General features: G+C 42.4%; 24 protein-coding genes. 20 read left to right on the forward strand and 4 right to left on the reverse strand.

The window, feature by feature from the left end:
* Nucleotides 1-8 precede the first annotated feature (8 nt).
* From ACESPQ_RS16305 to ACESPQ_RS16370, 14 genes are all read left to right on the forward strand, one after another.
* Nucleotides 9-788: a phosphatase PAP2 family protein gene (locus ACESPQ_RS16305; RefSeq protein WP_002608427.1), complete on the forward strand. Its 780-nt coding sequence runs from the start codon at nt 9-11 to the stop codon at nt 786-788.
* Complete coding sequence (gene rsmB / locus ACESPQ_RS16310; RefSeq protein ID WP_002608428.1) at nt 785-2,032, forward strand: 16S rRNA (cytosine(967)-C(5))-methyltransferase RsmB; 1,248 nt, start codon at nt 785-787, stop codon at nt 2,030-2,032. The genes ACESPQ_RS16305 and rsmB overlap by 4 nt, the downstream gene beginning before the upstream one ends.
* Before the next feature lie 141 nt (nt 2,033-2,173).
* Nucleotides 2,174-3,466 (forward strand): hypothetical protein, encoded by a 1,293-nt coding sequence (locus tag ACESPQ_RS16315; protein ID WP_373144548.1) that lies wholly within the window; start codon nt 2,174-2,176, stop codon nt 3,464-3,466.
* 255 nt (nt 3,467-3,721) lie between these two features.
* Complete coding sequence (locus tag ACESPQ_RS16320) at nt 3,722-4,114, forward strand: hypothetical protein (protein ID WP_233108953.1); 393 nt, start codon at nt 3,722-3,724, stop codon at nt 4,112-4,114.
* A gap of 658 nt (nt 4,115-4,772) precedes the next feature.
* Nucleotides 4,773-5,495 (forward strand): hypothetical protein, encoded by a 723-nt coding sequence (locus tag ACESPQ_RS16325; RefSeq protein WP_009587813.1) that lies wholly within the window; start codon nt 4,773-4,775, stop codon nt 5,493-5,495.
* On the forward strand, nt 5,492-6,103 hold the full coding sequence (locus ACESPQ_RS16330; RefSeq protein WP_257271192.1) for an ABC transporter ATP-binding protein: 612 nt from the start codon (nt 5,492-5,494) through the stop codon (nt 6,101-6,103). Before ACESPQ_RS16325 ends, ACESPQ_RS16330 begins: the two co-directional genes overlap by 4 nt.
* A 758-nt stretch (nt 6,104-6,861) precedes the next feature.
* Nucleotides 6,862-8,007 carry an ABC transporter permease gene (locus ACESPQ_RS16335; protein ID WP_257337069.1) on the forward strand — a complete coding sequence of 382 codons (1,146 nt, stop codon included), beginning with the start codon at nt 6,862-6,864 and terminating at the stop codon, nt 8,005-8,007.
* Nucleotides 8,008-8,850 (forward strand): DUF1430 domain-containing protein, encoded by an 843-nt coding sequence (locus ACESPQ_RS16340; RefSeq protein ID WP_257328227.1) that lies wholly within the window; start codon nt 8,008-8,010, stop codon nt 8,848-8,850.
* Complete coding sequence (locus ACESPQ_RS16345) at nt 8,847-9,491, forward strand: ATP-binding cassette domain-containing protein (protein ID WP_002608435.1); 645 nt, start codon at nt 8,847-8,849, stop codon at nt 9,489-9,491. The genes ACESPQ_RS16340 and ACESPQ_RS16345 overlap by 4 nt, the downstream gene beginning before the upstream one ends.
* Before the next feature lie 344 nt (nt 9,492-9,835).
* Complete coding sequence (locus tag ACESPQ_RS16350) at nt 9,836-11,173, forward strand: SNF2 helicase-associated domain-containing protein (RefSeq protein ID WP_257328228.1); 1,338 nt, start codon at nt 9,836-9,838, stop codon at nt 11,171-11,173.
* 10 nt (nt 11,174-11,183) lie between these two features.
* Nucleotides 11,184-11,510 (forward strand): SNF2-related protein, encoded by a 327-nt coding sequence (locus tag ACESPQ_RS16355; RefSeq protein ID WP_257271190.1) that lies wholly within the window; start codon nt 11,184-11,186, stop codon nt 11,508-11,510.
* A gap of 5 nt (nt 11,511-11,515) precedes the next feature.
* Nucleotides 11,516-12,316: a DEAD/DEAH box helicase gene (locus ACESPQ_RS16360; RefSeq protein WP_373144549.1), complete on the forward strand. Its 801-nt coding sequence runs from the start codon at nt 11,516-11,518 to the stop codon at nt 12,314-12,316.
* 4 nt (nt 12,317-12,320) lie between these two features.
* Nucleotides 12,321-13,043, forward strand: a complete 723-nt coding sequence (locus ACESPQ_RS16365) for an SWIM zinc finger family protein (RefSeq protein ID WP_257328230.1) — start codon at nt 12,321-12,323, stop codon at nt 13,041-13,043.
* 9 nt (nt 13,044-13,052) lie between these two features.
* The gene (locus ACESPQ_RS16370) at nt 13,053-13,931 is read left to right on the forward strand and encodes a DUF4261 domain-containing protein (RefSeq protein WP_257328231.1); all 879 of its coding nucleotides are present in this window, start codon (nt 13,053-13,055) and stop codon (nt 13,929-13,931) included.
* A gap of 523 nt (nt 13,932-14,454) precedes the next feature.
* Here ACESPQ_RS16370 and ACESPQ_RS16375 read toward each other — a convergent pair.
* Genes ACESPQ_RS16375 through ACESPQ_RS16390 form a run of 4 tightly spaced genes read right to left on the reverse strand, consistent with a single transcriptional unit; the run spans nt 14,455 to nt 17,477 of the window.
* Nucleotides 14,455-15,210, reverse strand: a complete 756-nt coding sequence (locus tag ACESPQ_RS16375) for an ABC transporter permease (protein WP_009269400.1) — start codon at nt 15,208-15,210, stop codon at nt 14,455-14,457.
* Complete coding sequence (locus tag ACESPQ_RS16380; RefSeq protein WP_002608443.1) at nt 15,207-16,154, reverse strand: ABC transporter ATP-binding protein; 948 nt, start codon at nt 16,152-16,154, stop codon at nt 15,207-15,209. The genes ACESPQ_RS16375 and ACESPQ_RS16380 overlap by 4 nt, the downstream gene beginning before the upstream one ends.
* Nucleotides 16,151-16,609 carry a GyrI-like domain-containing protein gene (locus ACESPQ_RS16385; protein ID WP_002608444.1) on the reverse strand — a complete coding sequence of 153 codons (459 nt, stop codon included), beginning with the start codon at nt 16,607-16,609 and terminating at the stop codon, nt 16,151-16,153. Before ACESPQ_RS16385 ends, ACESPQ_RS16380 begins: the two co-directional genes overlap by 4 nt.
* Nucleotides 16,599-17,477 (reverse strand): AraC family transcriptional regulator, encoded by an 879-nt coding sequence (locus ACESPQ_RS16390; protein WP_373144550.1) that lies wholly within the window; start codon nt 17,475-17,477, stop codon nt 16,599-16,601. The genes ACESPQ_RS16385 and ACESPQ_RS16390 overlap by 11 nt, the downstream gene beginning before the upstream one ends.
* 224 nt (nt 17,478-17,701) lie before the next feature.
* On the opposite strand from ACESPQ_RS16390, the gene ACESPQ_RS16395 reads away from it, so the two are divergent.
* The 6 genes from ACESPQ_RS16395 (at nt 17,702) to rsgA (ending at nt 25,619) form a co-directional block, all read left to right on the forward strand.
* Entirely contained in the window at nt 17,702-19,099 is a 1,398-nt protein-coding gene (locus tag ACESPQ_RS16395) for a TldD/PmbA family protein (RefSeq protein WP_002608446.1), read from the forward strand.
* The gene (locus ACESPQ_RS16400; RefSeq protein WP_002608447.1) at nt 19,092-20,423 is read left to right on the forward strand and encodes a TldD/PmbA family protein; all 1,332 of its coding nucleotides are present in this window, start codon (nt 19,092-19,094) and stop codon (nt 20,421-20,423) included. Before ACESPQ_RS16395 ends, ACESPQ_RS16400 begins: the two co-directional genes overlap by 8 nt.
* A gap of 802 nt (nt 20,424-21,225) precedes the next feature.
* Nucleotides 21,226-22,281: a 23S rRNA (adenine(2503)-C(2))-methyltransferase RlmN gene (gene rlmN, locus ACESPQ_RS16405; protein ID WP_002608449.1), complete on the forward strand. Its 1,056-nt coding sequence runs from the start codon at nt 21,226-21,228 to the stop codon at nt 22,279-22,281.
* On the forward strand, nt 22,278-23,027 hold the full coding sequence (locus ACESPQ_RS16410) for a Stp1/IreP family PP2C-type Ser/Thr phosphatase (protein ID WP_002608450.1): 750 nt from the start codon (nt 22,278-22,280) through the stop codon (nt 23,025-23,027). The genes rlmN and ACESPQ_RS16410 overlap by 4 nt, the downstream gene beginning before the upstream one ends.
* Nucleotides 23,020-24,753 carry a Stk1 family PASTA domain-containing Ser/Thr kinase gene (gene pknB, locus ACESPQ_RS16415; RefSeq protein WP_002608451.1) on the forward strand — a complete coding sequence of 578 codons (1,734 nt, stop codon included), beginning with the start codon at nt 23,020-23,022 and terminating at the stop codon, nt 24,751-24,753. Before ACESPQ_RS16410 ends, pknB begins: the two co-directional genes overlap by 8 nt.
* Nucleotides 24,750-25,619, forward strand: coding sequence for a ribosome small subunit-dependent GTPase A (gene rsgA, locus ACESPQ_RS16420; RefSeq protein ID WP_118002482.1), 870 nt, complete (start codon nt 24,750-24,752; stop codon nt 25,617-25,619). Before pknB ends, rsgA begins: the two co-directional genes overlap by 4 nt.
* Nucleotides 25,620-25,628: the final 9 nt, after the last annotated feature.

Genomic DNA, 25,628 nt, shown 5'->3' on the forward strand with positions numbered 1-25,628 from the left:
AGGCTGTTATGCAAAAAAAAGAATGGATACCGGTGGGAGCGGCACTGCTTCTGTTAGCTTTCGGTGCAGTTTATGATTATCAGATCACGGATACCTTGTACCAGACGCTTCCAATGACAGGTATGATATTTGAACGCTTTTTACTACTACCTGTACAAATGATGACCGTGCTTGCCATGGCGATGCTGTTTCGTGTAAAGAAAAATGCTTTTTATCTTTTAATCGGCTATGCGGCATCCTACTATATGCTGCAGGATGCCTTACATTACTGGGTTTCCCTGCAGAACAGTGGTGTACAGCTGCTCCTGCTTGCAGGAAGCGGTGGACTAATCGCTGTTGTGCAGCTAGTGATACAGCGTATTCCCTATAACTGGATACAGAAGCATCTTTCATTTTTTGTGTTTTATACACTTGTACTGCTGAGTGCGGTGCTGATTACGACGATTCTCAAGCTGGCGTGGGGACGTATCCGCTATCGCGATATGCAGGATGCCGCACAGTTCTGTGTATGGTATAAGCCATGCGGATCGATTGGCAGCAATTCCTTTCCAAGCGGTCACACAACAGCCTTTACAACCCTTATGTGCTGGCTGCAATGGAAAAAGAATCCGTATGAGAAACCGTCCGTTTGGCGTTATCTGCTGATTGGAACGGCAATTCTTTTCATGCCGCTGACACGCATGATTATGGGTGCTCATTTTTTGAGTGATACAGCGATGGGCTTTCTGATCACCTATGGCTGCTATCTGTATTATCGACAATTTTTCAGGAAGAGGGGATATTTATGAACGCAAGAGGAATCGCTTATACGATGCTGAGGGATATCTGTTTACATAAGACCTACAGTAATCTGCTGCTGCGCAAGGGACTGAATCAGGCCAAGCCGCAGGATAAGGGGCTGATCACGCAGATTGTTTACGGTACTCTGCAAAACTACCGGCTGTGCCGCTATCAGTGGGAAGATTGTGTGAAAAAGCTGCCCAGTGATGAGGTTTGTGTTTTACTGGATATGAGTGTGTATCAGCTGTTTTACATGGACAAGCTGCCCGCCTATGCGATTATCAATGATGCTGTAGAAATCACGAAGAAGCAGATTCATGGAAACATCGCAAAGCTTGTCAATGCTGTACTGCACGCTGTACAGCGCAGAGGAAAGCGGGAAATTACAGGCAAAGAGGAGGAAGCTCTGGCAATCAGGACCTCTCATCCAACCTGGCTTGTACAGATGTGGAAGGCACAGTACGGCTGGGATAACGCACAAAAGATTTGTGAAGCGGATATGGAAACAAAGCCAAACGCTGCCCGCGTAAATACATGGAAAATAACAAGAGATGAGCTGATGAAGCAGGATTCCTCCTTTCAAAAGGGATATCTGAGTGAGGATGCTTTGCTGTATGATGCATCGCTGGCCGCAACACCATGGTATGCGCAGGGACTGCTTTCCATACAGGATGAAGCGAGTCAGCTGATTGCACGTATCGTGGATCCGCAAAAAGGAGAACAGATTCTTGATGTGTGCAGTGCACCGGGTACAAAGGCGAACCATATGGCTGAGCTGATGCAGAATGATGGCAGCATTGTATGCGGCGATATTCATGAGCATAGAGTAGAGCTGATCAGGGAGGGTGCTGCGCGTCTTGGTATCACGATTTTAAAGCCGCAGGTTATGGATGCGACAGAGCTCAAGGAAGTCGAAGGAATTCTGTTTGATCGTGTATTATGCGATGTGCCATGCAGCGGATATGGGGTATTAGCCAGAAAAAGTGATATCAAGGTTCATATGCAAAGCGGTGATATGGATACGCTGATTCCGATTCAAAAGGCGATCCTTGCAAAGAGTGCCGAGCATGTAAAGGAACATGGGATTCTTGTATATTCCACCTGTACGCTGAATAAAAAAGAAAACGAAAAGCAGGTGCAGGCGTTTTTAAAGGAGCATGAGAACTTCACCCTGATAGAGGAACGAACGATATTTCCGTATACTGCACATACGGATGGATTTTATATGGCGAAGCTGCAGAGGATTTCATGAAGTAAATTATGGTATCGCCTAATAAAATAATGAAAGCTTAACAGCATTAAATATAGTATTAATAGAGCAAGGCAGAAAATTCTGTCTTTTTTTTATATATGCTATATGTTATATTTAGCTTGGGGAAAGGGATGATGCTATATGAAATTAACGGATTCATATAAACAGAAATTAAATATATTGATACCCTATTATAGGAATCAGAATTTGAAGGAAACAGGGGAAGGTATTTGGCAACAGTCAGCATTTTATACAAATAGCAATACAAAGCTTCCTGTATGTTCTTCAAAGCTATACTGCGGTTTGGAAAAACAACGTATGCTGGTACGGGATGCTATATATGAATTCGCTGCAGAAAAACTAAACAAACGAGTGATGGAAGACGATGAATGGAATCAGATTATAGATAAAACAGCGCATCAGGTATGTAAACTCATGGATTTTAGAAAAGAAAAGGAAAGCATAAATGTGTTGGAAAAAGCATGTAGAAGGCTTGAAATTTGTAGAGGGGTTCTCTACTATGAAGAAATCTTATGGCTGTTTGAAATTTTAAAAGCATATTTCAGTGCTATGGATCAAGTCATCACTGAAAGTGAATTCTATCATCTTGATGCGATTACTACCGTATTTCATAATGATTTGAAGCAATTGTCAATGTATTATCTATATGTATATGCGAATCATAATGAAGATGAAAAAATAGGATATGTGTTGAATAAATATGAGTATCATGCATCGCAACTGTTATCCAATCAGTTGTTTGCAATGAATGCAGATTTACGAAAGGGCAAAATACTGAATTTTTTAGATACTGGAAAAGAATTGGAGAAACTGTTTCAGGAAACAAATAATAAGATTCAATTGTATTATTTATATATGAAGTTAATAGCAGCTTATATTGATATTGATATCAGTATGGCATGTAAATATATAGAGAAAATTAAAAATTTTCTATTGACCAATGATGAACTATCTTTGCGTCAAAAAAGTACCGGTTATATGAATATGGGGACACTTTTGTTATATGCAGGTAGATATGAGGATAGTATTGAATATCTGGAGGAAGCTATTAAGCTTTCTGACAGGAAGCTTGTGCGTTGCGAAATCTGTATCTCTCATGCATATCGCATGTTGAGGCTTCCAATACCGCATCAATACTTGATAACGGATGATGTTGCAAAGGGCGATATGGTTGATTGGTTATTATATGTGTTCTTTTATAATCTTGAAACAGTTAATAATGAAGAACAAAAGAAATATCTAATAAAAAAGGTTTTACCATTTCTTGAAATAAATGATAAACTCTATCTTAAAATTTTAGAGGAGGAGCTTGAGTTATTGTGTGATAACGGGAAAGGATATAAAGCAATCTATGATTATCATGTATATGTGCGGAAAAAATCGATGAGAATCATGAATAAACGAGGAAAATAAGAAGATTTTTTATGATTAGCTGCATGTCTTGTATGTCGTTAAGGAGTAATTTATAATAATTATATAAAATAAGGAGGAAAATAAAATGATAGCTGTGAAAAAACTTATTTTACCGTTTGTATGCCCGGCGTTTCTGTATTCAGATGCAGGAATAATAACAGGTCCAGGCATACAATCTAGAGGTTGAGGTATTATTATAGAGGAATAAAAAGGAGGAAAGTGCAGCCTTCATCCAAAGTAAGCACTTAAAAATTTATGAAAAAATTATACGCATTGATATTTACAGGTATGTTATTTTTCACAACAATAGGTGTCGGTGCAGCATCTGCTCAATATTATCAAGGTAGACTGTCTATTCCTGGTGGCGGAAGTTCAGATATGACCGGTTCAAGAATGAAGGTAAATGCTACGAATAATGGAAAGATGAGTGGTGTTACCAGTGCCTGGCTTGGTGCTTATGGAAGAATTTGTCACAGTGATGGAAATCCTGCTGCGAGACAGGGACAAAAAAAATTAAATAGTAGTCTCCAACCTCTGGATATTGATCAGGGCGTCTATTTAACAGGTAGTTTGTTCAGAGGAAGAGTTTTCTCACAGGGCGCTGAACCAAATAATATTACTGTCGATGTACAATTTACACCATGGTAAAATAAATGAGACAGAGGAATTCTGTCTCATTTATTGAGAGAGAAGGTTAATTATGATGTGGGGAAAAACGAGATATTTTAAAAAAAATATATTGCTAGCATTTTTTTATCTGCTGAGTATTGTATATTATATTTGCGCATATACAAGAGATATATCAATTGATGATTATCTTATGAGAATCCATTACATCACATTGATATCAAATAATATCATCATCTATTATTTATATAGAAAATATTCAATATATAAATCTATACATAAAACCATAATTGTTCGATTAATGAAGCACAAATTTGAAAGGATATTATGGAGAAATGCAGCTGCAGATGCAAGCCTGTTTGTTGTCTCAAACTATATCGTTCTCTGTTCGTTTAATGTTCAGTATATTCAGAATACAGTTTTAGTGATACTGTTTCTATTTGCAAATTTCATTCTGTTTCTTCTATTGGAAGGAATTGTTATCTATAGCATTACAGAAGATATTCATAAAATAATGTTATTATTGCTTGTTGTCTTAAATCTTTTTTTTCATTTTATATTCATACCAGTCGCATTTTTATAGAAAGGGGTAAACATGATGCTTTCTAAAAATAAATATTGTTTTAGAGTAGCGACGATATTGGTTATCCTTACCATATTGCAATGGGTGATAACCTATATGGAGGCTTACCAAGAAGCGACACCGCTGAATCAGTTTTATTTCACAACATCATTTCCAAGAAGTATATGGTTTGAAATGCTTTTGATGCTGTTATTTCCTTATGTAATATTGATGGATTATCATAAAGCTGTAAGTAGTGGTTACATCCATCAAATGATGATTAGAGTGGGAATAAAACAGATGTTTTTCTATTCCATTAAGCAAATCACAAAATATACATTAATTTTCTCGATATTGTTATATGCAGTGGTTTTATTCAACAGCTATGTAATTGCATTCATACAGCCGAACGGTATTCCATCTGGACAAGAGCTTTTATCTTATTTTCTGGGAACATATGATATTCCGGATTTTCTCATTTATTTTATTACGACTGTTATAGGAATATGCATATATTCTATTTTCATGTTTTCTCTTTGTTATGTCATACGCAATCGATATCTATATGTTTTCTTTACGCCTCTACTGTTATTTATTGGTATATTTTCCATATCCAGTTTCTTACACCCATTTCTGTTACAATTCTCATGGTATGCTCAAAATTCGGAGATTATGGCTATGCCATCCTGCATATTGCCGATTGCTTTATTTGCGCCGGGTAGTTTAATGGAAGCTATTGGATTTTATAATTTTATTATCGGAACCATTGTGTATTTTGGAGGTGGAATCAGTATTTTAATTATTGCCTGCAGAAAAATGAAAAAGGAGGCTTTCTTATGAAAAAGGCGATTTTGGAAATATGTCATGTCTCAAAATCATTTAGACACCAAAGCATTTTATCAGATGGCAATATGACGGTTTATGAAGGTGAGCTTCTTTATTTGTGTGGGAAGAATGGAAGTGGTAAATCTACAATATTTAAAATCATAGCCGGTTTACTAGAACCGGACACTGGTACATTGAATTGGATGAAAAAGGTGAAAATAGGTGCGTTAATTGAGAATCCTGAGTATATGGGATGTGAAACATTATTTGATAATCTTCGTTTTTTATATCAGTTAACTTCACCCTTTCATAAACAGGAAGTAGAGATGCTGGTTAATAGATTTAATCTTGCTCTGTACAATAAAAAACCTTTAAAAAAGTATAGTGTAGGGATGCTTCAGAAAGTGGGAATCATTCAGGCCATCATGGAACATCAAGATTTTATTATGCTTGATGAACCAATGCGTGGATTGGATAAAGAGGCGCAGCAAACGTTTTATGAAATAATACAGGAACTCCATGAGGAAGGGAAAACCGTAATCATTGCATCACATGATGTTATGGATGAAATTGAATTTGATAGAAAACTATGTGTAGAAAATGGAAAGATAATGGAATTATAAAGAAAGGAAGATTCCTGTATATAAAAGTTATTTTGCTAATAGTGTTTTCTGCTCTTGAGGCTGAAGATATCATGATGATTTTGTTTGGTATACCAAAAATACAGCTCATGTATGCCATGTTATTATGGCTTATCTGTGATATGCTTTTCTATAGTGATATGTTACTCCCTTATTTTCGTATGAAATATGGAATGGCAATTCGACTTCAAAAGCATGGGATGTATACATGGTATGTAAAATACAGCGGTATGTCTTGCATGATTTTATGTTTATTTAGAATCTTTTTGCAATATAATAGCAAAGCTATTCGTGTATCTATCGCAGTTATTATGCTATATACAATCGGAGAATGGCTCATTTTTACGCTTGTAATGATACTTTTTCAGCGACTTTCACAAGAAAAACAGCTGATGATTCAATTTGTTTTATTAATTATGACGCGATATGCTTTCTATTATTTTTGTATATAGAATATAAGAAGTCAAAGGGAAGGACTTTAATCCGTAAGCATTGGATTTTCTATAGCGTTAATGGCAGAATTAAGGTCAAATCAACAATTAAAGTTACAAATCGCACAGTAGAAACAAATATAGATATCCAATATTTAAAGCTTGTTTCTAGATTATGATTCTCATACGCATGGAGGTGGACAAGCATAGATGAGTGACGGTACAAATATATACCGTTTTTCTTGCTACGATATGAAAAAAATAATATGCATATTGGTCTGTATTTCTCAAATTCTTGTTGTTTATTGCGTGAAGTTTGCATTTTATGAACGCGATATTTCCGATATCCAGGGCTTCTTTGGATTGGAAGGAGAAAAGGAAGCGACTTTTTTCGAAATAACCCCGCAAAGCAATGAATTCGATCATAAACAAATGATAAATACCATGGAGGCCTTATCTCAAAAATTTAATTGTACGGTGATAAGAACAGAACAGCATGATTCTGAGTATATCTGGTATCTCTATAGTCCCTATGATATTTTTCAATACATGGATATTTCCAAGATTAGTGAGCATGATCTTGTATATGAGAATCAGTTGCGCTATGATACAAAACAAAACAGCCTGCGCTTATTCAATCAGGACATTCGTCTGGTTATTCAGCCATTTCAAAATCTGAATCAGAGATTTCAAAATCTCGCAGGAGATTATATCCTGTATTTTGATCAGGATACAGATAAAGATGCCTTTCTTACCGATATCTCTCAGCAGTATCCGGGTGCAATACAGGATATGGGAGCTTTTGAACGACATGCATTTACGCTTTCATCCTATCTGAAAGAGAACATAATTCCGATGGGAATCATAACATTCCTATTGCTGGGGCTGCTTCTCATCATGCTGGTGAATCAGAAATTAAAAACCATCGGCATATTGAAAAGTATGGGAATGTCTGGGCTGCGCATTGGAAGGTTACTGTATCAGAAGCTGTTTTTTCAAATCCTGGCTGTATCGTTACTCAGTATTGTTGTTGCTTATATCTGTATGATAGGCTTTGTCGCCAGACAGACCTATGAGGCAATCCTTTTGCTTTCTTTCTTCTGGATTGGATTTTCAATCGGTATGTTTCTTGTATTTGCAGGTACGGTTTTGTTGATTCTACGCTGTCCTGTCTATGCATTTATAAAAAATAGAAGCTTCACCAGACGGTTTATGAATCTGAACTATCTATATGGTATTCTCGCCCTTCTTGTCCTGATGCCGCTTTGCATAACTGCATGGAAACAAATGCAATTGAATCTGCCTACCTTTCAAGCACTATTGCGCCAACGGGATATGCTGGATTCCTATGTGTATGCATTTGATTATCAGGACGGATTTCGCTTTGACGGCTATGATGAGCAATCCATAGAGGAAGATTACAGAAACAAAAAGCCAATTAAGAATGAAATGTAAATGTATCGGATATACCTGCAGGAATACGAAAAGATAAATAGAGAAGGAGGTATCTATTATCGAAAGGATGTTATCCCAAAAGGAGAGGAGCTGCAGCCGTATGCGGAAGTGAATCTGAATTATACAAAGCGCTTTCCTCTTAGAAAACGGGATGGCAGCCTTATTGAATTAACGGACAAAAAGGATACGGTGTATATCCTGCTTCCTGAATCGCTTACTACTGTGGATGTCAGCTATCTTGAAACATACGGCAATCGGATTGAGAGGCTGTATATTCAGGATGAGCAGGTGGATGCTGTGGATTTTTCTTTGCTGGACAGTATGCTGGATACAGCTTCCCCGATGTTTTATGTTGTATATAGTGATGATGCCTTTCGTCTGAGGAAGAAGGTAACAAATTATGTATATATGGATATGGATAAGCTGAGCACTTTGACCTCAGTTCATAACGGGGAGCATCTGGAGCTTGTCAACAGTCGCGAGCGTTTGCAGCAGCGCATGCAGACACTGGAGAAGGAGCTGCTTCTTCAGGGAATGGTATTTGTTCCCTCCGCATTGCTGATTCTGCTGGTTATGGCAGAGTATACACATTTGTATCTGCTTTTCTTTCGACAGCGTATTTTTGTCAGACGGGTACAGGGAACCTCCTTTTTCAGGGTATATCTACGGTTGTTTACTGAGCTGTCAGCACCCTTTGTGTTTGTAATCGCATTGTTTCATCAACAGGAGGAATGGAAAATCACAGGTGTATTTCTGATGATCAGTCTGATTGCGTCGATGCTGTTTGTCTATGTAAAAGATAAGGGTGTACGAAATCAAAGCAGGGAGGTGCATATCGGATGAAGTCGATCACGTTAAAGAATATTACACACACATACGGAAAACATACGGTTCTACATGATGTCACCCTATCATTGCCCATAGGAAAAATGATTGCGATATGCGGTCCAAGCGGCTGTGGAAAGACAACGCTTCTCAATATTATCGGCTTGCTGGAGCGTCCGAGCAGGGGAAGTGTGCAGTATGATGAAATGGAGGTTCGCGCAAACAGCAGCAGAGCGGTGAAAAAGCTCCGCTACACAATCGGCTTCCTGTTTCAAAATTACGGATTGTCGGATAATGATACGGTTTTGTGGAATATGCTGAGTGCCATGGAATATGTGAAGACCGGTAAGGAAGAGAAAAAGAAATGCATTGCGCAGGCGCTGGAAAAGGTGGGACTGTACGGTATCGAACAACAGAAAATCTGTCAGCTGTCTGGTGGAGAGCAGCAGCGTGTAGCGCTGGCAAAGCTGATGGTAAAGCCCTGTGAACTGATCCTTGCGGATGAGCCGACGGGAAATTTGGATGAGGAAAATCGGGATATAGTATTTTCGATTTTGCGTGATTTGAATCAGAAAGGAAAGACGGTTGTTATGGTTACGCATGATCCTGTGCTTGCGAAGCGTTGTGATGAGGTCATTTTATTGGAAAAACACATATAAAAAGCTGGAGGCAGTGATTTTGAAAATCGGAATATGCCTCCAGTTTTCGTATATTCTATTGTTATGGTGAAAAGAGATGCTTATCGTGTGTGAGAATTTATTTTCCGAAACACAGATAAATGCATTGGCTATGATAAAATCTTCAAATTTCATGAAAAAGTATATATGCAGCAATAAAAATACGATATACTGTACATAACAAATGGAGGGATTTTATGGTAAAAGAAGAGGTAAGAAATCTGTCATTTCTGTTTACGGAAACAGGGTTTGTGTTGGATACCGTTGATAGAGAACAGCAAGATTCTAAATGGTTTCAACGATTTCAGGAGGATTAATACAGTGCCTTGTATGATTTCGGCTTTCAGGAACGCATTCATCAACTGCATGCTTCCACCGGTTTCCTTCATCGTACAGCAGAATTGTTTATCCATGTTTTAACATCCCTAAGCGAGCTGGAAATCGCCAGAGAGCAGGTGCAAATCACATTGCCAGTTGACATATGGGAACAATTGCAGAAGGAGCTGCCTTTTGCTATTGGCAGTGAGTTCATTACCTATGAATGGGTACAGAATATCTTTGTTCACCTGCACGAGGTATTTTGCAGGGAAATCCGCAGGTATGAGGGAAGTGTAAAACTATATCTTGCTGAGAAAAATCAGAATCTAAAGGTGGCAGAGCGTATTTTCTTTCATTTGGTTGAGAGCAAGGATGAGGATTTTCCATTTGCTTTTCTGGCAACCTATGCGACGAAGGATACGGAAGGCAGGATCCGGCACATGCCGCTTCGTTACGCTTTGGAAGAATTCAAGCAGGAGCGCGACCGTCTGCTGACTCTGTTATCCTGTCTGAACAAGGCTGCAAAGACATGTGACTTACTGGATTCCTTTATTGCGCATGGAGAGCTGTTTCATCCTTTGCGCCTGCAGACACAGGAGGCCTATGAAATCCTGAAGCATACAGAAGAAATTGAAGCCTGTGGAATCTTATGCAGAATCCCGAACTGGTGGCGGAAAAAATATGCCGGTGTTTCTGTAACCATGAAGATGGGGGAGAAAAAGCCTTCCCTGCTCGGTTTTGATTCTCTATTGTCAATACAACCGGAATTCAGTGTGGACGGTGTTGCTTTAACCAAGGAAGATATCGAACAGCTGCTTCTGCAAAGTGAGGGTCTTGCCTTTTTAAAGGGGAAATGGGTTGAAGTCAACCATAAAAAGCTGCAGGCTCTTTTAAAGCAGATGGAAAATTCAGAAAATGAAAGTATTACGTTAATGGAAGCTTTAAGAACCAATCTAAAAGAAGAACAGCAAACAGAGGATGATGTAAGCATATGCAATGGGGAATGGCTCCAGTCTTTTCTCCAAAGTCTTCGCAAGCCTGCTGAACATCAGAGCGATCATGTGCCTGCGACACTTCAGGCAGTGCTTCGTCCTTATCAAAAGGCAGGCTACAGCTGGCTGCGGCAGATGCAGCAGGTTCATTTCGGAGCCTGTCTTGCGGATGACATGGGGCTTGGTAAAACGCTTCAGGTATTGAGCTTTCTGGAGGAGCTGCGTCTGGAGAAGCCGGATAGCAAAGTTCTACTCATTGTCCCTGCTTCTTTGCTGGGGAACTGGAGCAGTGAGGGTAAGCATTTCCTTTACACCAAAGATGGATTTTCATATATTGCATGGCAAAACAAGTGATAAGCTCTGTATGGATTATGAAGACTTGCATGTGTTCCTTACCATCACAACCTATGGAATGGCCGCAAAGCTGAGCTGCCTGAAGGATGAGGAATGGGACTGTATCATCCTGGATGAGGCGCAGGCAATCAAAAATCCACTGACCAAGCAGACCAGGGCACTCAAAGGGCTTAAGGGGGCGATGCGAATTGCCATGACCGGTACACCGATTGAAAATGATTTGTCAAATTTATGGTCCTTGTTTGATTTGCTGAATAAGGGATTGCTGGGCACAGCAACGGAATTTAAAGCCTTTGTAAACGTCTGGAGGAACATCCGGAAGGATATCAAAAGCTGAAAGCGATGATTGCTCCGTTTATGCTTCGGCGTTTGAAAACGGATAAAACCATTATAGCGGATCTGCCTGAAAAGCTGGAATCCGATGAGTATGTCACACTCAGCAAACAACAGGTTGTCTTATATCGGAAGCTGATTGCCGATATGGAAGAGAAAATCAAAGAGTCTGAAGGAATGGAACGCCGTGGTCTTGTGCTGTCCACCATCACGAAGCTGAAGCAGATATGCAATCATCCGGATCAGTATCTTGGAGAGGAATCGTACCGGATACAGGATAGCGGAAAGCTGGAAATGCTGAAAGAAATCTGTGAAACGATATATGAAAAAAGAGAACGGGTTCTGGTATTTACACAATATAAAGAAATCATTCCGTACCTGCATGCTACTCTGGCCAAAATTTTCCATCAGGAGGGCTATGTTCTGCACGGTGGTACACCGGTGAAAAAACGTTCAGAGATTGTTGCCGCATTTCAACAGGAAGCCTATGTTCCCTATATCGTTCTTTCCTTAAAAGCAGCTGGAACCGGATTGAATCTGACAGCCGCAAATCATGTGATTCATTTTGACCGCTGGTGGAATCCGGCAGTTGAGAATCAGGCAACGGACAGGGCATTTCGCATCGGTCAGAAAAAGAATGTAATTGTACATAAGCTGATCAGTAAGGGAACGGTGGAAGAAAAAATCGACGAACTGATAAAATCCAAGGTGGAGCTTTCACAGCAGGTAATCGGAGATGGTAAAGAAACATGGATTACGGAGATGAACAATGAGGAATTGATGAATCTTCTTCGTTTGGATGCGAGGTGAGCATATGAGCAGATATTGGAAAACAGCAGAATATTCTCAGCTATCGGCAGAGGAGCTGCGATATAAGGCTGAGGAAAGTATGAGGAAAGCAGAAAGTAAGGGCCGCAGCATGGAGCCGGTCACGATAGAAGGAAGAGCAATCACCAGCAGCTGGTGGGGAAAGGCATGGTGTGAGAATCTTGAAAAATATGCAGATTTCGCATCACGGCTGGAGCGTGGAGAGCGATATGTGCGTACGGGAACTGTGATTGATCTACAGATTCGTGCAGGAAGAATTCAAGCTCGGGTTCAGGGCCGGCGGAAAGCACCGTACAAGGTGGAAATTCACATATCACCATTAAAGGAAGAAGACTGCCAGCGCATAATGCAGGCTTGTGCCAATCAGATTGAAAATCTGGAAGCACTGCTCAGCGGTGAATTCCCACAGAGTCTGCAGGAGCTGTTTACCGGTGAGAGCGGCCTCTTCCCAAGTCCAAGAGAAATCAGCTTTCAATGCAGCTGCCCCGACTGGGCGATTATGTGCAAGCATGTTGCGGCAGTATTGTATGGAGTAGGAAATCGTCTGGATGAAAATCCGTTTCTGTTTTTTACACTGCGTGGAATTGATTTAGCTAAATTTATCGACGTTGCGATTGGGAATAAAGTGGAAATGATGCTGGAGCATGCAAATGAAAAAAGTGCACGTATTATGGATAATGTGGCAATTCACGATGTATTTGGATTATAAGGAGATGTTATGGAAAAAAGAAAAAGTGTGTCCATGGATGCGTTCATGGGGAAGTATGCGGGTGTATATTACATAAAGTTGCTGCTGAAGGAGCCGGTTGAAAGTCGTGCTCTTGCAATCTGGGAGCGACTGCTAAAGAGGTTTAACGAAGTAGATGATGTTATAGAGCAGGAGGGTATGTATTCCTATGCACTCTGTAATCATAAAGTAACCTATAAGGATGATATGAAGGTGCCATCGCAGTTGTTTATAACGCAGATGATTGCGTTTGATAAAACGACGATACCGGAACTGGTTTTGCAACAATGCTGGAGCTGTGAAAATGTTGAGGAGCTACTCGAAGACTGTCAATATGAAATCATGTTTTCCGATTTTATGGCAAGTGGGCTTCCTGTGCGGGAGCGTTGTGAAATACTTGCAGCATTTGCGGATATTATGATGGAGGTTTATCCGGAGGCAGTGGCGATGTACTGGCCGCATGCAGGAAAGATTGTACCAAGAGCTGACTGGTTAAACAGCAGCTGGAGCAATCCTGCGCTGCATTTTCTTGATGGCGGTGTCAATGTGCGATTGTTCAATATTGCGGAGAGCTCGGAAAAGATTGTGGATACGACCGGTTTGACAGCGATAGGATTGTGTGATTTGCAGTGTCACTTTCATGATTTGGATATAGATTTTATTATTCGCTATATGTTTAATTTTACATCTTATCTTTATGCACAGGGAGAAGATATTATCAAAGACGGAGATACTATGGATGGTAGGAATGCACAGGAGCGATGGCGTTGTCAGCACGAGGATGCATTAGTTTCTCCAAGTCGGGTGGTTATTGATGTGAATCCCGGTGAATTTGGTGCTGGAAAGCGTGTTGAGCAAATGGAAGCATAAACAAGGCAGCAAAGATTATAATGTGAGATTCAGCTGCTATGGTGATTGTTAGTAAGTCAAGTGCTATTCTAATCCTATAGATCTAATTTTATTATGGATGAATGCTGTTTTTGGGCCTTCGGTCTAGCCTCTCCTGAGGCTAGTGGATCTAAATGCAACTATGATATGGTTAAGCAATCGTAACCCCAGTATAGCCTCTCCAAGGCTAGCGTATCTAAATTCTGGCAGCTCCTTTTTCAATTGTATCTGACAAATGTCTAGCCCCTCCTCGAGGATTATATGTCTAAATTTATGGATGTTAATTTGAAGATAAAAGGAATGATTGAGCTAGACTTCTCTTGAGGCTATCAAACAAAATCGCCTATAAATAAGAAAAGACGAGTATATACCGCTCGTCTTTTTACAATTGTTTAAGGTTATTCCCAGGTTTAAAAAATAGCACAACATTGCTTCCGGTATTACATGATTCCTGATTACATAGAGATATGGAACATGCATACATAAGTAATCACACTATCCTCAGCTACAGATTTGTCTTTTTTTCCAGCTGCCGGCACGCCCATAAAAAGCTGAGGCTTCCCATAAGGATAAACAGCAGCAAAACAGCTGTCAGATTCCCTGTGTCTATTCTGCCATATAGAATCAGAGAACGCAATGCCTGGATCATATGGGTAAACGGATTGAGATTGATTGCAGTATGTAAGAAACCGGTAATACCTGTCATGGGAAACAGTGCATTGCTGAGAAAAAACACCGGAAGTACAATCGCGTTCATAACAGTTTCGTATATCACCTCATTCGGAAGGAGCATGCTGATTCCATAAGACAGCCCTGCCATAAAAAATGAGGTCAGAAAAATCAGTGAAATAAAGATGAGATATCCAGAGAGTGGCAGGGAAAATCTGACAGAAAACAGAAGACTGAGAGCTATCATAATTCCTACCTCCAGAAAGGTACACAATACGGCTTCAAAAAGCTGTGCAAGCACAATGGAGCTGCGTGTGAGCGGAGCAATCAGTATACGATCGAAGCTGCCATCCGATTTCATCAGATAATTCATAATTCCACTGCTGCTGCAGGTCGAGAAGCTGATTAGGACAATCAGTCCCGGAAGCATGAACGCCGTATAATTTTCGATGCCGGAATGCTGCATCGTTGAAGAAGCGATTGCACTATAAAGTATCAGCCACAGAATCGGCTGTAAAGCTGTCATAACAATGGTGAATTTGTTGTGGAATCTCCATTTTATATTCCTGTATAAAAGGGTAAAAACACTCATACACATTCCTTCCTTTCACTCTGTGTCAGTCTCAGATATACATCCTCCAATGTCGGCTGAGCGATTTCTATTCCCTGAAATGCCGCATGCCTTTTCAATAATACTGCCGTTGCTGCTTCTATATCGCTTTGCGGGGTCTGCGTATAAATCAGAAGCTTTTCAGCACGTAGAAGGATTTCCTTTGACATCTGCTCCTTTAGGATGCCACAGCCTTTTCTTGCCTCTGCTTCAGAGGAAAAGGTGATTTCTATCGAATTCTGCCGCAGTAAAGAGCGCAGCTGTGCGGGGGATCCCTGTGTTACTTCCTTGCCATCCTTCATAATGCAGACGGTATTGCTGAGCTGATCAGCTTCCTCCAGGTAATGTGTCGTAAGAAAAATCGTGACACCAAAATCATCTCTGATTTTTCTCATCATTCCCCACATCGCAATACGGGACTGTACATCCATTCCCACCGTAGGCTCATCCAGAAACAGAATTTTCGGATTCGTCATCATATTCAGGGCAATATCCAGACGCCGTTTCACACCGCCGGAATAAGAGGATACCGGATAGCGCCGATACGGCTCCAGACCGAAATCAACAATGAGCGTTTCCATCCGTTTTTCGGCATCCCTTTTGGGGATTCTGTACAAACGGCTATGAAGCAGCATATTTTCTTCCAGAGATAAATACGTATCAATGGAGGTTTGCTGGGCAACGCAGGCAATTTGCGAGCGCAGAGAGGCTGCATCCCTACACAAATCCTTCCCCAGCATTGTTATTCTACCGGATGTCGGCTGCAAATAGGTTGTCAGTATTCTGAGCAGTGTGGATTTACCGGCACCGTTTTGTCCAAGCAAAGAGAAAATCTCTCCCCGTTCAACGCAAAGAGATATACCATTCAGTGCCTGTACGCCGTTTTTATACTGCTTGACTACCTGCTTTACCTGTATGGCACTCATGCTTCCTCCAGAATCGGAAATTGTATTTCCGTGATATATTTTTTCGGATTTCCCTTGAACAGCATTCCCGGCCCCTTGATGAAAACCTCCCGAAAGGGTGCAGAAATCTTTAGGCTGTGTTTGACCGCATACTGATCAATTGCGGCATAGGCAAGCGGCAGTGTCGCATAGGAGCCGATATGGGTAACACATACCGCTTTGATGCGGGGCATTCGCTTTACTTCAATATCCTGAGTGCATGGCACTTCATCCGTTGGAACACAGAGCTCCAGTGCTCCCTGCTTTGTTTCCGGATTCATAGACAGATAGTTGAAAAACGGTGCCCCGTTTGTTTTCCCGTGTATTGATTGAAACACCTTGGGAAATACCCGGTTTGCTTTTGTAACATCTCCTTCATAACTCATGTATGCCACACAAAGCGGCTCAATCTCTCGTATTTCGATTTTATATTCCATGTTTCTTCTCCTCTTCTTTCTGAATGGCAATCCATACATCGCATTGGTTGTCGTATGGTGCCTGCGTCTGCACAGGATATGCTTCAATATCGGGAAGCCGTGCATATTCATAACCGGAAAACAGCAGCCATTCGGTATAAAACCGGCGGAAAATATCCTGTACATTTTCCTTGAAATTCCCCTTGTTTTCAAACACAGCCCAGGTCGCGGCAGGAATGCGCAGCTCATGAAACCGGGATGGAATCTTTTTGCTTGTGGCAACTGCTATATAGTAGAAAATGTGATCGGGATCCTCATATACGCTGATGCCGAAGATTGCATTCGTACCGGCATCAGATAGCTGACAGAGCTCTGTGTATTGCGGACTTTGCATTGTTTCCTTCCAGAAATGGGGGACAATTTTATGATTCTCCTCCATCTCCTCGCATAGGCGTATCCGGATGCCGGCAAAGCGCAGCTCCTTTTTTTCTGCTATATGATAGGCCATAGGACTTCCTCCTGTGATATTGACAGAAAACTGTATCGGCGGATATGCATGCAGTGTTTTGCCGATATTCTTTGCGGCTGTCGGAGGGATACCGTGAACCTTTTGAAAGGCTCTGTTAAATGCGGTTGGTGAGGTATAGCCATACTTGAGGGCAACATCCAGCACCTTGGCATCACAGCGCTGCAAATCGAAGGCAGCCTGCGACATTCTTCGTCTTCGGATATAATCTGACAGCGATATGCCGGCGACATAGGAAAACATTCTTTGAAAATAATAGGTGGAGCAGCATGCGATACGGGCTGCCTCCTCGTACGATATCTCTGCATCAAGATTTTGCTCTATGTATGCGATGGCATCACTAAGCTTTCTTAACCATTCCATTTCTTTTCCTCCCTTGCATATAGGATATGCCAATACGTTTTTTTAATCCTCGCTTTTCCTGCGCTCTTTTGTAAACTATACGCTATATAAAAATTGTGTGCAAGTATCCCTAATTTTCATACCAGGAATACCGTAAGTGCATGGAAAGGCATATATGCAGGCTCTTTTGTTTGCAATCTCTCTTTAAGATGGCGTATAATGATGAACAGATGAGAGGTGACGTTATGTTAGAGAAAAACATATTGGAAGATGTACTGGAAATTGCCTGCAGTACGACGGGTGATTTTGCGGAGATTTTTGAAGAAGTCAATTACAGTACCAGAATATCCATGCTGAATGACGAGGTTGAAAGCACCAACAGCGGTATTCGCTGCGGGCTGGGTCTGCGGATTTATCATGGACTGGAATCCGTGTACGGCTATACCAATGATACAGATGAAAAAAATCTGAAGGAATTTGCGAAAAAGCTGGCGGACAGTCTGGGGGAACAGGGAAAGCATATTCCTGTGCAATTAAAGGAAATAACGTATGAAAATGCTCATATCATACGGCGCATACCGCGCGAAACTGCGCTAAAGGATAAAGTGGCGCTTATGAGGCGTGCTAGCGAAGCTGCACAGTCCTATGATTCGCATATAACGAAGGCGATTGTGAATTATCAGGATGATGAGCAGCATGTCGCAATATCCAATTCGGAAGGAAAATATATTCGTGATGTCCGGATTCGGACTAGAATGGCGGTATCTGCCGTTGCACAGGATGGAGCATTGCGGGAAACCGGAAGCTGTTCTCCCGGAGGCAGTGAAGGAATGGAGTTTTATGATACATACAAACCGGAGGATATCGGAAAAGAGGCGGCGCGCATTGCGATGACGATGCTGTATGCACAGCCGTGTCCCAGCGGTGTTATGCCGGTTATTATCGACAACGGCTTTGGCGGTGTCATCTTCCATGAGGCCTGCGGACACTCTCTGGAGGCACGCGGGGTTGCGAAAAATCAATCCAATTTTGCAGGAAAGCTGGGACAGAGAATTGCGAGTGAATGTGTAACGGCTGTGGATGACGGTACGATTCCCAATGCCTGGGGAAGTGCAAATATCGATGATGAGGGAAATTTCACACGACGCACGGTACTGATTGAAAAGGGAATATTGAAGAGTTATCTGGTGGATACATTGAATGGACGCCGATTGAACATGCCTTCCACGGCATCCAGCAGACGGCAGTCCTATAAATATGAAACAACGTCCCGAATGACCAATACCTTCCTGTTGAACGGTACGGATCAGCTGGAGGATATGATAAAGGAAACCTCGTATGGACTATATGCAAAGACAATGGCTGGTGGCAGTGTGCAGGCAACCGGTGATTTCAATTTCGCTGTCAGAGAAGCATATTTGATCGAGGACGGAAAGATAACAACACCTGTCAAGGGCGCAACACTGATTGGAAACGGCTCGGATACATTGCTGAAAATTGACCGAGTCGCAGGTAATCTTGCGCGTGCACAGGGAATGTGCGGATCCAGCAGCGGAAGCATACCTACAGATGTCGGTCAGCCGGCAATACGAGTTAGTGAAATGACGGTTGGTGGCAGTAAGGGAGGCAAGGAACATGCATAAGCAACGTTGGCTTGACGCGGCAAAGGCTGCGGGTATCGAACAGTTGGAAATCTATGAACAGAAAAGCAGATCCACATCCATACGGCTGTTTGAAGGAAGTGTGGACGGCTACACCATCAGTGAGTGTAACGGATTTGCGATTCGTGGTATATATAAAGGAAATATGGGTATCTGTTTTCTGGAACAGGATGATGATGCCTTACTGGAGGACACGCTCTGCAGGATAAAGGAAAATGCGGAGGTGATTACAAGCAGGGATGAAGTGGAAATTTATGCGGGTGATTCTGCGTATCCCCAGCTGCAGCTGCGCAGCTGTACATGGAATACACATCCGGATGCAGAAAAGATCGAAATGCTGAAGACGGTGGAGCAGTATATAAAGGAATCGGATGCCAGAATCGCTCAGGTTATGAATACCAGCTATGGCGAAGTCGATGTGGAAATTGCCATTGATAATACATTAGGTGTTCATCTGCATGATGCACAGCATGCGGCGTATATCAGTACAGCAGTTATGGCGAAGGATCAAGAGGATACAAAGATTGCAGGTGACTGGCAGTATCTGTATGATGATGTTTGCTTCGACGCGAAAAAATTTGCAGCAGGTGTGAGCCGTAAGGTGCTGGATAAGCTGTCTGCTGAAAGTGTGCAGAGTGCACAGTATCCGGTTCTGATTGAAAATGAGGCAATGGCAGATTTGCTGGCGGCCTTTAGCGGTATGTTTGACGGAGAAAATGCTTACAAAGGTATTTCATTATTGAATGACAGTATTGAGAAACAGATTTTCAGTGATAAAATTACAATTGTGGATGATCCGTTGTTGAAGAACGGCTATAACTCGAGAAGCTTTGATGATGAGGGGGTTGCCTGCAGGAATAAGATACTGGTTGATAAAGGCGTTTTAAAGACCTATCTGCACAATCTGAAATCCGCAAAGCTTATGAATTGTGAAACGACGGGCAATGGATTTAAGGCGGGATATGCATCCAATGTCGGTATAGCTCCAAGCAATCTGTTTATTGAAAATGGAAGTACATCTATGGATGAAATGATTGCATCGATGGAGGAAGGAATCATTGTTACGGAAATAACAGGTCTGCATGCCGGACTGAATGCCATGACAGGTGAATTTTCACTGCAATCTCAGGGCTGGTATGTGAAGGACGGAAAAAAGGTCAAGCCGGTCAATCTGATCACGATCGCTGGTAATTTTCTGGAGGCAATGAAGCAGGTGGAGATGCTGGGGAATGATGGAAAGCTGAATGCTGGATCTATTGGTTCACCGAGTATTTTGTTTACATCGCTTTCTGTCAGTGGTTTATAATGTGATACAGGCATTGTATGGCTGGTGTAACAGCTGCGTAAAAGTCTGCGTAAAAGCATGAATTTTACATTGAAAATGGCATGAAAATATTCTATAATATAGGTGCCAAATCCAAAGACCGAAAGGTCAAAAGAAAGGGACAGAGTATCTTCCACATAACTCTGTCCCTTTTGACGCAGTAAGAGGCACCAAATCCAGGAGTAATGAAAACGGCGAGTTCAACTCCTTTCCGTAGCAGTATCATCCCAGTTAACAGAACACTGAGATTATCTGCTTACTAATGCCGCCGTTTGTATTTCAGGACGATGTACAGGATGATTCCAAGCTCCCGCAGCACTTTCGGTGTGATACCAATCAGTGCGATGAGAAACCAGAATATGTAATCCATCCTTCCTCCTTTCACCTGGTGCATTTCTAAGGTATAGTGTATGCATACCGATGAACCTCCTACATATATACATACGAATGCAATATACAAAACTCCTAAAGGAAATAAATTTTTTTGTAAAATTTGATAAACTGTATCTCATAGAAAGAAGTGTCTTATGTTTCTTTCTAGTTTTGTGTGTTTGCGAAAAGACAGATTCAAATTCTATTGATAAGTACAATCGTGTTGCATTCTTCAGATTTTGAATTTAACCACAATTGGGTAAGCCCCTATACACGCTATTCATTTTCTTCTCTCTGCCTTCCATGTGGATTTCATTCCGATAATATCGTAAGTTTCTGAAAACTTTATTAAGAAATGGAAACTCCTTGGTCCCTGCAAGGATTCTATGGTAAAATAGGATACGGTGATAAAATGAAAAGTTTATATGATTTTACATACGATCAGATGGGCGATATGGCTCTGGAGCAGGGCTGGAAAAAATTTCGTGCACATCAGATCTTTCAATGGCTGTATCGCAAACGTGCAGTCAGCATAGATGACATGAGTGATCTTTCCAAGGACACCAGAGAGACCCTGAAGCAGCAGTTTTCTCTCACGCCGCTAAAGCTGCGTGATAAGCAGGTGGCAAGCGATGGGACGACGAAATATCTGTTTGCTTTGGAGGACGGCTCCCTGATTGAAAGTGTGCTGATGCAGTTTGATTATGGTAAGAGTATCTGTGTTACCTCACAGGTAGGCTGCAATATGGCCTGTGCCTTTTGTGCCAGTGGTCTGACAAAAAAGAAACGCAACCTGACAAGTGGAGAAATGGTGGCCCAGGTGCTGTATGTGCAGCGTGATCTGGATAAGCAGGAGGATCGGCTGAGTCATATTGTGGTAATGGGAACGGGGGAACCGTTTGACAATTACGAGCATGTGATGAATTTCCTTTCTACTGTCAATCATGATCGCGGATTGGGAATCGGTGCGCGTCATATTACGATATCCACCTGCGGTGTCGTTCCGAAAATTTATGAATTTGCCAAGGAGCACACACAATACAATCTGGCAATCTCTCTGCATGCGCCAAACAATGAACTCCGCGATCGTCTGATGCCGGTCAACCGTGCCTATCCACTGGAGGAGCTGATGGAGGCAATCCAGTATTATGCACGGGAGAACAATCGCCGTCTGACGTTTGAATATATTCTTCTGCGCGGGGTCAATGACCAGAAGGAGCATGTGGCACAGCTGGCAAAGCTGTTAAAGGGTCTGAATGCCTATGTGAATCTGATTCCCTACAACGCTGTGGATGAAAACGGCTTTCAGGGAGTGGATCATGCCCATGCCATGGTATTCTATGATGCACTCATGAAGCAGGGAGTGCGTTGTACGATTCGTAAGGAGCATGGTGCGGATATCGACGCGGCATGCGGACAGCTGCGTGTTAAGCATCTGAAGAAGGAACAGGAAGGGAGCCGTTCATGAGTATTCAATATTATGGAGCGAGTCATGTCGGACTTCGAAGAAGAAATAATCAGGACAGCATCTGTTTTCTGGAAAACGGAGAGCATGCTCTGTTAGCTGTAGTCTGTGACGGCATTGGCGGCGGTCTTGCAGGAGATGTTGCGAGTCGTATGGCTATTGAGCATATGAAGGAAAGCTTTTTGAAAATGGAAAAATGCAGCTCGGATGTTCAGGTCAAGCACTGGCTGCAGGATACCATACAGGAAGCAAATGATCTGATTTTTACGCAGTCAACACGCAATACAGAACAAAAGGGAATGGGAACCACACTAGTTGGTATTCTGAAATGTGAAACGACGACCTACATTTTCAATGTCGGAGATTCCCGTACCTATGGGCTGTATGCGGATGATTTTCTGGCATTGACAGAGGATCATTCCTATATTGCGGATATGCTGAAGCGCGGAGAATTGAGCGAAGAGGAGGCAGCGGTGCATCCGAATCGCAACATGCTGACCAATGCCCTCGGCATATGGGATACTGTACGCATCGATATCAATAAAATTAAAAATGATTACAAGGCGCTGCTGATTTGCAGTGATGGTTTACACGGCTATGTCAGTGAAGCGATTATTCGCGAGATTTTGGAAAGTAAGCGCAGCGTGGAGGATAAGGTACGCATGCTGATTGACAAGGCTCTTCTTGCGGGCGGCTATGACAATGTGAGTGTCATCATCGTGGAACAGGCAGGTGATCTCCATGAATAACAACAACAAAATGATTGCCGAGCGCTATATGATCGTTTCTTCATTGGGGGAAGGCGGTATGGCGGATGTCTATCTGGCAATCGATACCATATTGAACCGTGAGGTGGCGATCAAGGTGCTGCGTGGGGAGCTCAGCAAGGATCCGGTGACACTGCTGCGCTTTCAGCGGGAGGCCAATGCGGTCAGCAAGCTGAACCATCCCAATGTAGTGGATGTATACGATGTCGGAGAGTTTGAGGGACGTCACTATATCGTAATGGAATATGTACGCGGCCGTACACTGAAGCAGCTGATTTCCCAGCGTGGGGCACTGCATCAGGAAGAGGCTGTAAACATCATGATTCAGCTGACCAGCGCCGTACAGCATGCCCATGAAAACGATATTATTCACCGGGATATCAAGCCGCAGAATGTTCTGGTTAAGGATGATGGTACGGTAAAGATTACCGATTTCGGAATTGCGCTGGCGCACGATACGGTACAGCTGACGCAAAGTGATGCGGTACTGGGCAGTGCGCACTATCTGGCTCCGGAAACAACACGGGGAGAAACACCAAGCAATCAGGTGGATATCTATGCGCTTGGTATCGTGTTTTATGAGCTTTTGACCGGGAATGTTCCCTTCCATGGAGACAATCCCGTCCAGATTGCAATGAAGCATCTGCGTGAGGAGATACCAAGTGTTCGTGATTTCAATCCGACACTGCCGCAGTCCGTGGAGAACATCATCATCAAGGCAACCGTGAAAAACCGCAAGCTGCGCTATCAGAGTGCGAAGGATATGCTGTATGACCTGCACCGCTGCCTGCTTCCGGAATATGCACATGTCGAAAAGCTGGTGTTTGAGGAAGAGCATCCGCAGCCGACAATGGTCATGGAGCAGCGCAAGCAGAAGCAGACTAAGAAAACTGAGGTGCGCAAAAAGCATGTGGAGCCGATTGAAGAGGATGAAGAGGATGATTCCGGTAATCGGAAAATCACAAAAATCATCATTGCTATGATTGTTGGGCTGTGTGTGATCGGTGTTGCGGCCTTTGTACTGATGAGCGGAATTTTTGATAAAGAAAAGATGATTAAGGTCCCGGAGCTGTCCACATCACAGACGCAGCAGGAGGCAATTCAGACGCTGACCTCCAGCGGGTTTAAAAAGGATAATATTACGATTAAGCAGGAGCTGAGTGATGATGTGGAAAAAGGTCATGTTATCCGTGTATCCCCGGATACCGGAGAGGAAATTGGTGAAAAATCCAAGCTGACGCTGACTGTTTCCAGAGGAACCTGGTTTGTGGTAAAGGATTACCGCCATCGTTTACCGGAGGAAGTGGAAAAGGAACTGAATGAACAGAATCCAAACATCAAGCTGGAAATCAGCTATGAGCAAAGGGCGAATACGTGGCCCGGATATATAGCGGAACAAAGCGGCTTGGAAATCGGAGAAAAGCTGGATCCGGATAAAGAATATACATTAAAAATAACTGTCAGTCAGCTGATGAGCTGGAAGATAGAGGGCGTTGTAGGAAAAACGGCAGAAGAGGCCATTGCTTTAATTAAAGAAAAGACGGGAATACTTCCGGTATCGGATGAGCGTTCCTATGATGACCTGAGTGAAGAGGAACAAAAGACCATTAAAAAAGGAGTCGTTACAGACGTGGATCCTGCAGAGGGAACGGAATATGTCCAGCAGATGGAGAATCCGAATGTTATAACGATAAGGTTTTACAAATGACAGAAACAGGAAGAATTATCAAGATCGTATCCAGCCGCTATGAGGTGCTGGCAGCCAATCAGGAGCGGGTGCTGTGTGTTGCCATGGGAAAGCTGCGTAAGGCGCACTCTCCGGTTGTCGGCGATCTGGTGGAATTTGAACGCTTTGCGGATCAAAACGGTATTCAGAAAATTCTGCCCCGTAAAAATGCCCTCGTCCGCCCATCCATTGCCAACGTGGATCAGGCGATCATCGTCATGTCCTGCAAGGACCCGGATTTTTCAACAACCCTGATTGACCGCTTGATTTTCAGTGTATGCTATGCGGGAATCCGTCCTGTTTTATGCATCACCAAGCTGGATCTCATCGCTGAAAATGATGCAATCCATGAGGAAATCCAGCATTATATCGACAGCGGTTATGAAGTGTATCAGAGTGGGAAAGGCTATGCAAGTGAGGATCTGATACAGGCCTTGAAGGGAAATATCAGTGTGCTGACAGGGCAGAGCGGCGCAGGAAAAAGCTCCCTGTTAAACCGGATTGACCCTACCTTTCATCTTCAAACACAGGAAATCAGCAAGGCTTTGGGTAGAGGAAAGCATACAACACGGCATTGTGAGCTGCATGAGATTGCCGGCGGCTGGGTGGCGGATACCCCCGGTTTTTCCTCACTGGATTTTACTGCGATGAATATCACGCAGCTGGCCGAATGCATACCTGATTTTCAAAATGTTCAGGATGCATGCAGATTTCGCGATTGTATTCATGTCAATGAACCGGATTGTGCCATACGTGCTGCTGTTGAGGATGGGATGATACGCAGGGAACGCTATGCGCATTATCTGGAAATTGTGGATATGATACAAAAAGCAAAGCCGCGGTATTGAAACAGCATA

Source organism: Clostridium sp. HGF2, assembly GCF_964240115.1.
Classification (GTDB): domain Bacteria; phylum Bacillota_I; class Bacilli_A; order Erysipelotrichales; family Erysipelotrichaceae; genus Clostridium_AQ; species Clostridium_AQ innocuum.